Below are 9895 nucleotides of genomic sequence, written 5' to 3' on the forward strand. Positions count from 1 at the left end.
CAGCAGCATGGCTCTTTCCGTGCCAGCCATCATGAAGACGACGGCAGCGCGGCTTTCAGCGCTCTACCTCCTCCTCTTCGCGCTCTGCGCCGTGCTGCTCGTCTTCTACATGACCTCGCTGTCGGCGCGCATGCTGACCGCGCAGACGCAGGAGACCATCAACGACGAGGTGCTCGGCCTCGCTCGCGCCTATCAGCGCGGCGGCCTGCCGGTCCTGGTGCGCGTCGTGGAACAGCGCTCGCGTCAGCCGGGCGCCAACCTCTATCTGATCGCCGACGCCAACGGGCAGATCCTGACCGGCAACGTTCAGAGCCTGGAGCCGGGCGTGCTCGAAACCGAAGGCTGGACCAACAGCCCATTCTCCTATCAGCGCTTTGGCGAGGGAGAGCTTGAGCGGCAGCGCAATCTGCCGGCGGACCAGGGCACCACCCAATCCGAACAGAGCGATGCGCAGGCGCAGGGCGAGAAAGGCCACAACGCCATCGCGCTGGTGCTGCGGCTGCCGAACCAGATGATCATGCTGGTCGGCCGCGACCTCGGCGAGCCGGAGCGGTTTCGCGCCGTCATTCGCCGTGCCCTGATGCTGGCGCTCGGCATGATGGGGCTTGGCGGACTGCTGATCTGGTTCTTTGTCGGCCGCGCCGCGCTGAAGCGCATCGACAGCGTGTCGGAAGCCAGCCGCCGCATCATGGGCGGCGACCTGTCGGGCCGGCTGCCGGTCACCGGCGCCGGCGACGAGTTCGACCGGCTCTCCGAAAACCTCAACGCCATGCTGGCCAGGATCGCCACGCTCAACGAAGGCCTCAAGCAGGTTTCCGACAACATCGCGCATGATTTGAAGACGCCGTTGACCCGGCTGCGCAACCGGGCCGAAGCGACGCTCTCCGGCAAGCACAAGACCACCGACTACCGCCAGGCGCTGGAAGGCACCATTGCCGAATCCGACCAGCTGATAAAGACTTTCAACGCCATTCTGATGATCTCCCGGCTGGAGGCTGGCTACTCCTCCGAGAACACCAGCCGCGTCGATCTTGCGGAAGCCGTGCGCGATGTCGTTGAACTCTACGAACCCGTGGCGGAGGAGGCAGGCGTCTCGCTGCAGACAGACGTGCGGGAGGCGGCCTTCGTCAACGGCAACCGCGAACTGATCGGCCAGGCGCTGTCGAACATCGTCGACAACGCCATCAAATATTCGACCGACGCCAATGCCCAGCCGGCCGTGCGCGTGGCTGTCGAGCGCGCCGGTACGGACGTGCGGCTGTCGGTCGTCGACAATGGCCACGGCATTCCCGACGATGGCGACCGTGCCCGCGCGACGGAGCGTTTCGTGCGGCTGGAGAAGAGCCGTTCGCAGCCGGGTTCCGGTCTTGGCCTGAGCCTCGCCAAGGCGGTCATGACATTCCACAACGGCCGGCTTGATCTGTTGCCCGGCAATCCCGGATTATCCGTGGTCATGAGTTTCCCCTCGCGGGAGGATCACGGATGACAGCGGCTGCGAAGCAGGCTGGGACGGATTGGCTGCTGAAGCCGGTCGCCAGGCTTGCTGCGCTGGACGAAAACCGGGCGCGACAAAAGCTGACCGAAATCGCTTCCGCGGCGCGGGAAGAAGGGTTGGCGCGGCTGGCCAAATTCCTGGCCGGCAAGGGGCCAGGCCAGGACTTCATGGCGGCCGTCTTCGATCTGTCGCCGTTCCTGCGCGATACGGCGCGTCGCCGGCCACAGATTTTGGACGGGCTGTTCGACCAGACTGTCGAGGCGCGGCTGAAAGCGATCGGTGCGGGCATCGACCAGGCGCATCTGGCCGAGGCGGTCTCGGAAGCCAACCTGATGATGGAACTGCGCCAGTGGAAGGCCGAGGCGCATTTCCTGATCGCGCTCGCCGATCTTGCCGGCGAAGCCGAAACGGTGCTGACGGTACGGCGGTTGAGCAATCTCGCAGACGCTTGCACCCGCGCCGCCGTCGACTTCCTGCTGCGCGATGCGCATGGCCAGGGCAAGCTCAAACTGCCGGATCTCGACAATCCGTCGAAGCAATCGGGCTGGATCCTGCTCGGCATGGGCAAGCTTGGCTCGCACGAACTGAATTTCTCATCCGACATCGATCTCGTTGTCTTCTTCGATCCGGAAGCGCCCGCCGTCGTCGATCCGCCCGACGCCACCGAGCTGTTTTCGCGCCTGACGCGCCGCCTTGTGCGCATCCTGCAGGACCGCACCGAGCACGGATATGTTTTCCGCACCGATCTGAGACTGCGCCCCGATCCCGGTTCGACACCGCTGGCGATCCCGGTCGAGGCTGCACTGCGCTACTATGAGGCGCGCGGCCAGAACTGGGAGCGTGCCGCGATGATCAAGGCGCGTCCGGTAGCGGGCGACCTCGCCGCGGGCGCCGCTTTCCTCAAGGAGCTCCAGCCCTATATCTGGCGCAAATACATGGACTACGCCGCGATTGCCGACGTCCATTCGATCAAGCGCCAGATCCACGCCCACAAGGGCCATGGCGAGATCGCCGTGAAGGGCCACAACGTCAAGCTCGGGCGCGGCGGCATCCGCGAGATCGAGTTCTTCGTCCAGACCCAGCAGCTCATCGCCGGTGGTCGCTTCCCGGAACTGCGCGGGCGCGAGACCGTGCCGATGCTCGGTCAGCTTGCGGCGCGTGGCTGGATCACCGCCGATGCGCGCGACGCGCTCGCTCGTCAGTACTGGTTCCTGCGGCGTGTCGAGCATGCCGTGCAGATGGTTGCCGACGAGCAGACGCATACGTTGCCGGAAGACGATGAAGGGCTGGAGCGCATCGCCCGCATGCTGGGTTTTGCCGATGCGGCCGCCTTTTCCCAGGCGTTCCGCGCCTCGCTGCAACAGGTCGAACGCCACTACGCAGCGCTTTTCGAAACCGCGCCGGAACTGTCGACGGGCATCGGCAATCTGGTCTTCACCGGCGATGTCGACGATCCCAATACGTTGCAGACCTTGCACGGCCTCGGCTTTCAGCGGCCGAGCGACATCTGCCGCGTCATCCGCGGCTGGCATTTCGGCCGCTATCGCGTCACCCAATCGGCGGAAGCGCGCGAGCGGCTGACGGAGCTGACGCCGGCGCTGCTGCGGTCCTTCGGCCAGACGCGCCGGGCGGACGAGGCCTTGATGCGCTTCGACGAGTTTCTTGCTGGTCTACCCGCCGGCATCCAGCTGTTTTCCTTGCTGCAGTCCAATCCGGCCCTGCTGAAGCTCATGGCGACGATCATGGGTGCGGCGCCCCGGCTTGCGGCGATCATCACCCGCCGGCCGCATGTCTTCGACGGCCTGCTCGACCCGGCCTTGCTGACCGAACTGCCGGACCGCGCCTATCTGTGCGCGCGGCTTTCCGCCTTTGTCGAGGGCGACCGGCTTTATGAGGACGTGCTCGACCGGTTGCGCATATTTGCCTCCGAGCAAAAGTTCCTGATCGGCGTCCGGCTGCTGGCCGGCTCGATCGATCCGGCCCGGGCCGGCCGCGCCTTCTCCGATCTGGCGGACCTTACCATCGAGGCGGCGTTGCAGGCGGTGACGGCCGAATTCGCGGCACGCCACGGCACGATTGCCGGCGGCGTGGTTTCGCTGCTCGGCATGGGCAAGCTCGGCAGCCGCGAACTGACCGCCGGATCGGACGTCGACCTCATACTGCTCTACGACCACGCGCCGGATGCCGAGGAATCCGATGGCGGCAAGCCGCTGGCGCCTTCGCACTACTACACCCGTATGACCCAGCGGCTGATCGCGGCCGTGTCCGCGCCGACGGCGGAGGGGGTGCTCTACGAACTCGACCTGCGCCTGCGGCCGTCCGGCAATAAGGGTCCGGTCGCCACCCACATCGACGCCTTCAAAAAGTACCAGCGCCAGGAGGCCTGGACTTGGGAGCACATGGCGCTGTCGCGGGCGCGCGCCATTGCCGGCGACGCCGGCCTGTGCGGCGAGGTTGAGGCGGAAGTGGCGGCCGTGCTTGGCCAGCCGCGCGAGGCGGCAAAAGTGAGGGCCGAGGCCTCGGATATGCGCGCCATGATCGAAAAGGAAAAGCCGCCGCGCGACTTGTGGGACATCAAGCTGATCCCCGGCGGCCTGATCGATCTCGAATTCATCGCTCAGGTGGCCGTGCTCTCCGGGCAGGTCGAAGCCGGGCCACGTGCCCCGGCCGTGCCAATGGCACGTGCCCCGGCCGTGCCAGTTGCACGTGCCACCGGCACGGCCGAGATCCTGTCCCGCCTTGCGCCGGGCTTCGCCGATGTCGGGGTCAGGCAGGAGCTTGGCGATGCCTACGCGTTCTATCTGGCGCTGACCCAGATAACACGGCTGTGCCTTACCGGGGCGTTCGAGCGCGACGATGTTCCGCCGGGGCTTTCGGATTTGCTTCTGGCGGTGACCGACCTGCCGGATTTCGGTGTGCTGGAAGCGCACCTCAAGGAGACGTCGCAAAAGGTCAGGAAGGACTTTGATCTTTTGCTTCGTACCGGACGACCGTGAAGCGGCTGGTCCGGTCGCATCGGGGGTGACGATGCAACACAGGAGAAGACCATGAGAACGACAACCAAACTTGCCCTCGCCTTCGTCGCCTTGGCCGGCGCCGTCGGCACCACTGCCTATGCCGAAAACAGTGCCAGCGAAAAACTACGCGAGGGCACGATGATGCGCCTCAACAGGGTGATGATCGATTCCAACGGCACCATCACCTTCTACCAGTTTTCCGACGCCATGAACGCGCGGCTGAAGAAGCTCGTCGCCGACAATGGCGGCAAGCTGACCGTCGCCCAGCTCGCCGATGCGCTGGAGAAGGCGCGTTTTGAGCAGATGGCCAAACGCATCATCGCCCGCTACGACACTAAGGGCGACGGTACGCTGACCATCGACGACATCACCAGTCGCCAGAAGAAGGTCTTTGCCATGCTCGACAGGAACAATGACGGCAAGATCGAGAAGAGCGAACTGCCGAAGGGCGGCCGCTTTGGCCGTCACCGCCAATGGGATGGCGGCGGCAATGACGGCGATGACATGCAGTAAATCAGCAGGTCACGCTGTGGAGGTCAAAACTCCGGCGACGTAGGTCGCCGCCGGAGACATGGCCCGGTCACCCCGGAAGCTTGTCAGGCCGCGACCTTTATGGCCGGCGCGGCCTTCTTGACCGGAATGCGAACCGACACGATTGTGCCGACGCCTTCGGTCGAACGGATTTTCAGCGCGCCACCCTGGAGCTCGGCCAGCGAGCGCGAGATGGCGAGGCCAAGGCCGGACCCGGCATGGCTCTTGGAGAACTGGTTCTGCACCTGTTCGAAGGGACGGCCGAGCTTGCCGAGTGCGTCTTTCGGGATTCCGCAGCCATTGTCCTCGATGGTCAGCACCAGTGCGCCGGACGTGTTGCGGGCCCTGACCGAAATGTGGCCGCCCTGGCCGGTGAATTTCACCGCGTTGGACAAGAGGTTGATGACGATCTGCTTGATCGCACGGCGATCGGCGATCAGCGTCAGCGCGTCGGCGATGCGTGTTTCCACGGTGATCGCCTTTTGCGCCGCCTGCAGCGAGACGACGCGAACTGTCTCGCTGATCAGCGGACCGAGGTCGATCTGTTCCTGGTCCAGCGAGAACTGGCCAGCCTCGATCTTGGACATGTCGAGAATGTCGTTGATGACGCCCAAAAGATATTTGCCGCTGCTGTTGATGTCGGTGGCATACTCCTCGTAGCGCTCCGACCCCAGCGGACCGAACAGCCCCTGTTCCATCAGTTCGGAGAAGCCGATGATCGCGTTCAGCGGCGTGCGCAATTCGTGTGACATATTGGCCAGGAATTCGGACTTCGCCCGGTTCGCCGCTTCGGCGCGTTCGGTTTCCTTCATGTATTTGCGGTTCAGGTCGACCAGTTCGCGCGACCGCTCCTCTTCGGCCCGGCGGGCGAGGCTCAGATCATGGATCGTCGCCATCAGCCGGCGCTCGCTGTCGACCAGCTTCTCCTGATGCAGCTTGATCTGGGTGATGTCGGAGCCGACCGAGACGATGCCGCCGTCCCTGGTTTTCAGTTCGTTGACCTGCAGCCAGCGGCCGTCGGCCAGCTGCCGCTCGAAGGTGGCGCCGCCTTGCAGCCCACTGGTGTGGGCAAGCCGCCGTTCGGAAGCAAAAGCCAGCATCCGATCTTCCAGCACCGCGCGCGTGGTGCCCGGCATCACGTCGCGGTCCGAAAGCCCGTTGTCCTGCACACAACGCTTCAGCTAATCCGCTCCAGCAAATAATGCCGGGACTAAACACCAGGCTATGAGCAACATTGCGGGCGAGCGCTACGATCATCTTCGTTTTGCGTGCGGCGGTCGGACCGTTCCGTGTCGCGCACCGGTACCATTGGGCCAGAGCGTGCTATCCTTCTGGAACCTGCAGAAGCGCCAGCAAGCTGGATCAGGCTGCGACGAGACGCGGGCGTTTACCTGCATTCGCCAGTCCCGTCCTGCTGCCGCTTAGAGCCACTTTCGTCGGGCGCGCCGGTCAGGCCGGCCATAGCGCGCCACAGCCCGCCGTCGCGAAGATTGCGGGAGATAGCACCTCCTGAACCAGCATGTCTGCTGTCTCGATGCCGCGATGCCGATATGCTGCGATGAGACTCACATCGCGTGCGCCCCGCGCCGCTCCTGTCGAGATCGCGCAAGGCGGGCCTTCTCGATCGCTTTTGATTTGCGCGCAGTCTGCGCTGGCGAGCCGGCCATGTCGCGCCGGAGATTCGATACGCTCGTATTGGGTAGCATGGCAAAGAGCCCGTCCGGTGTCCGCACCCGTCAGGCGCTGTACTGCCTTTCGCATTTTGGGATTGAAGCTGGGCGGATCCCGAGCCACGCCAGGATCGCCTTCATGCGGTTGTATGATCCGCGTGCGCTCCTGACCAGACTTTCCCGCTCACGGCTTGGACGCCTGGCATCCTCTCTCGAGCGTCGAACTGCGACCATCCCGCATGCCCACGCTCGCCGCGTAGCCAGCCCAGGAAGACGCGCATCAGCATCGCCGGGTCCAACCGATCGGTCTTCGCCCGACGATGTTTCGCGCGACACCGCGGACGGCTAGTCGAATGGACGACGTGCACCTCGATGCCGCGCCTCTCCACCACCGCGCCAGCCAGAACCCATCGCGCCCGGCCTCGAAGCCAGCGCAATCCGTTCGATTGCATTGCCCACCTTGACCGCCTCGTCACGCCACCGCTCCAACCAGCCGCAGCAAAGCATAGATCAGGCTCCAACTTTTCAGAGGCAAGCGTTCAATGCGGACCTGTCCCGGCGCCAACCAACTCGATTCACTCATTTTCACGACGAATTTACGCTGCTATTTTGATCAAAACGGGACTAGCGAACGGCTCAGATCGTCAACCTGGGTCAAACTCAGCGCGCGCGCAGCCAGTTCCTCTTGCGTCAGGTCCTGCTCATGGGCCGCTAGGGTAAGGTGGGCGGCCGAGACTTCGCCCGGAGCCTGCAAAGCAATCGGGCTCGGTCCTCGCGAAGCAGATCCTGCGGTCTCGCCCGCCGACGCCTTGTTAAGGATATTCGACTTGAGGACGTTTCTCGCTGAGCTCCCCTTATCGTTGACCTATTCGGTGGCGAGAACGAGGAACCTGTGCCAGCAGCTGGCAGGGTCGACCTCCAGAATCTCCGCTAGTTCTAAAAACTCAAATGACGTCCAAACGACTTTCACCGGCCCTCATATACTTTGCGACGAAGGACTGTGGGCGGCCCAGCGCCTGCGCAACCCTGGAGCTGGGTCAGGCCCTTGTTCTTTTCGCGCCGCAATCAGCTGTTTCAGCATCTGGCGCTGGCGAGATGATCGAAGGGATTTCGGCTTTTGCGAACCGGCCATGAAGGAACCGGCTCCGCCGACTAATCCCAGTTTCGGAGTATCCCGTTTAGGATATTGACCGGGCGGTCAGGGCGGACGCGCGGATCGTACAAACCGAGAGAGAGAATTGGGGAAACAGATCGCGCCTCGAGCCTAATGAACCGTTATCGACGAAGTCCCCTGGTCGGACAGTCTCACGGCCTACGACAGGGAGCATTTCACGATTTCTACATGCGGCTGCTGATGCATCGGCCCGACAACGCAAGCAAGGGAAGAGATGGCGCAAGTCATTCTCGGCCTCGATCCGGTATGCGAACCGGAGCGAGCCCTAAAGTCGCTTGACAGTCATCTGCGACTTGGCAAACTGATGGTGAGGACGGGCTACAAGGCAATGTTCGGCAGCTGACCATTTGCTCGTGGCGCCACACCAGCATTTCAAGGTGAAGCAGGTCCTTGTATCATCGTTCATGAGGGCATGGCCGCGGCGTATGGCGCGACGGATCAGGTCGCGCAGATGATCGCGCGGATCTGCCCAATCGGCCCTGACGCGCGCGCTTGGCCAGCAGGGCTTCGGCGATGACCCGGTGCGTTGCCCCCCGACGAGCGACCCATCGAGCGCACGAAGGACGAAGCGGAGGACGTCGGCCACTCGCCCTTCGGGGGGGGGGGGGGGGGGGGGGGGCGCACGAAACATGGGTATATTCGGCAGCCGTCCGCGTCATCGCCAGGCTGTTGAGCATTCAAGTTCCCATAGCCGATGCTTCGCCTGCCCGGCCGGCCAGATCCGCGTCTGACCTTCAGGCCACGCGCCTGAGTCGACTGTCTGCACCTGAAACCGCGAGCTGAAGATGTCCGCTCAGCAGGGCGCAACGAGAACGTGCTGGCGGCCGTTGCCTGCCTAAAAGCATCCGTGGCACGACATGGCGGCGCCGCAGATCGAAAGCGGGGCGCGCGCGCAAGAGGAAGATGCCGGTTCGGCGGTGATTCGGCAAGACGTTGGGACATTGGCGTGGACACCAGAATACACGCGCATCAGGCCGCAAGGAGGTTCCGCGAAAACAAAACCACCCACCGCGTCGTCGGCGGCGCGACGACGAGATGTCGAGCAGAGCCTTGGACTGCCCAGCCATTCGGCCCCCCTCCAGTGCCTTGGCCAGGATCGTTTGCGGAATGCCGGATTTCGCCGCAAGAACTCCCAGGCCCACTCTCGCCGCGTCAGACGAAACGTATGGCTGGTTACGCCCTATCATCGCACCAGTCCGGCCAGTCGGCTCCGGTGTCCTCCACGACCTCATTGGACAAGCCCCACGGACAAACCGACAGGCATCACATCGCGCCGCAGGCTATTGGCGCCCACAGAACCGGCCCATGGAAACCGCCATTGCGCCGAACGGAACCAAGCGTCTCGGCCGAGACGTCGAGATAATCCGGCCACCGCGCGGGTAGGCCGATCGCGTGCGGTTCGCCGATCCGCTCAAGCGGCCACCGGCGCGGCGCAGGATGCCGCTCCATGCGCAGATCGGTGACCGTGACAATTCGCTCGAGACTGCATGACAGGCCGAATTCGATGATGCCGCGAAGAGTCGTAGGTGGCGACAGCCACGCCGCCGGGCCCTTGGGGTCGATGGGCTGAAGATCGAGGGCAAAGCGGCTGCTTTCCCCCGATTATCCGGCTCGCTGGGCGCTTGCCTTGCCTTCCAACAGCTCGGCAAAAGTGTGGCCCAGCATGGTGGTCGGGGGGGGGGGGGGGGGGGGGGGGGGGGGGGGGGGGGGGGGGTTCGACTGACGCAGCCGCGCCGCATCCCTCCGACAGCACCGCCGGAAACCGCGCAAAAGGAGATATTTCCGTTCAGGAATCGAAGCAATCGATCTCGTAGCGGCCGTTCGTCGGCACCTGCCAGTCCAGCCGCTCCTTGAAGACGCGGTACCGCAAGCGGGGCATTTCATGAAGTTTCGTCGACAAGTCGCCATAGCAATCGTGTGTTAACAAGCTGAATCACGCTGGGCCTCCTTAAAGGGATCACCCTGGCATTGGAGGCGAACCTTCGGCACGAAGCATCCTGTGCAACTG

4 protein-coding genes and 2 pseudogenes are annotated in these 9895 nt (G+C 64.0%); 3 read left to right on the top strand and 3 right to left on the bottom strand.

Features of this window, described 5'->3' with window-relative positions; all coding sequences use genetic code 11:
- Positions 1 to 7 precede the first annotated feature (7 nt).
- Genes ACFSQT_RS35100 through ACFSQT_RS35110 form a run of 3 tightly spaced genes read left to right on the top strand, consistent with a single transcriptional unit; the run spans position 8 to position 5025 of the window.
- Positions 8 to 1486 carry a sensor histidine kinase gene (locus ACFSQT_RS35100; RefSeq protein WP_379026619.1) on the top strand — a complete coding sequence of 493 codons (1479 nt, stop codon included), beginning with the start codon at positions 8 to 10 and terminating at the stop codon, positions 1484 to 1486.
- Positions 1483 to 4491, top strand: coding sequence for a bifunctional [glutamine synthetase] adenylyltransferase/[glutamine synthetase]-adenylyl-L-tyrosine phosphorylase (locus ACFSQT_RS35105; RefSeq protein WP_379026620.1), 3009 nt, complete (start codon positions 1483 to 1485; stop codon positions 4489 to 4491). Before ACFSQT_RS35100 ends, ACFSQT_RS35105 begins: the two co-directional genes overlap by 4 nt.
- Before the next feature lie 51 nt (positions 4492 to 4542).
- Complete coding sequence (locus tag ACFSQT_RS35110; protein ID WP_379026621.1) at positions 4543 to 5025, top strand: EF-hand domain-containing protein; 483 nt, start codon at positions 4543 to 4545, stop codon at positions 5023 to 5025.
- 83 nt (positions 5026 to 5108) lie between these two features.
- On the opposite strand, the pseudogene ACFSQT_RS35115 reads toward ACFSQT_RS35110, so the two are convergent.
- From ACFSQT_RS35115 to ACFSQT_RS35125, 3 genes and pseudogenes are all read right to left on the bottom strand, one after another.
- A pseudogene (locus ACFSQT_RS35115) lies at positions 5109 to 6209 on the bottom strand (sensor histidine kinase); the annotation flags it as partial.
- Between the two features lie 2513 nt (positions 6210 to 8722).
- Positions 8723 to 9046 (bottom strand): annotated as a pseudogene (locus ACFSQT_RS35120) (hypothetical protein); the annotation flags it as partial.
- Positions 9047 to 9673: 627 nt separating this feature from the next.
- Complete coding sequence (locus ACFSQT_RS35125; RefSeq protein ID WP_379026622.1) at positions 9674 to 9766, bottom strand: hypothetical protein; 93 nt, start codon at positions 9764 to 9766, stop codon at positions 9674 to 9676.
- Between the last annotated feature and the right edge of the window lie 129 nt (positions 9767 to 9895).

This window comes from Mesorhizobium calcicola (assembly GCF_042682105.1).
Taxonomy (GTDB): domain Bacteria; phylum Pseudomonadota; class Alphaproteobacteria; order Rhizobiales; family Rhizobiaceae; genus Mesorhizobium; species Mesorhizobium calcicola.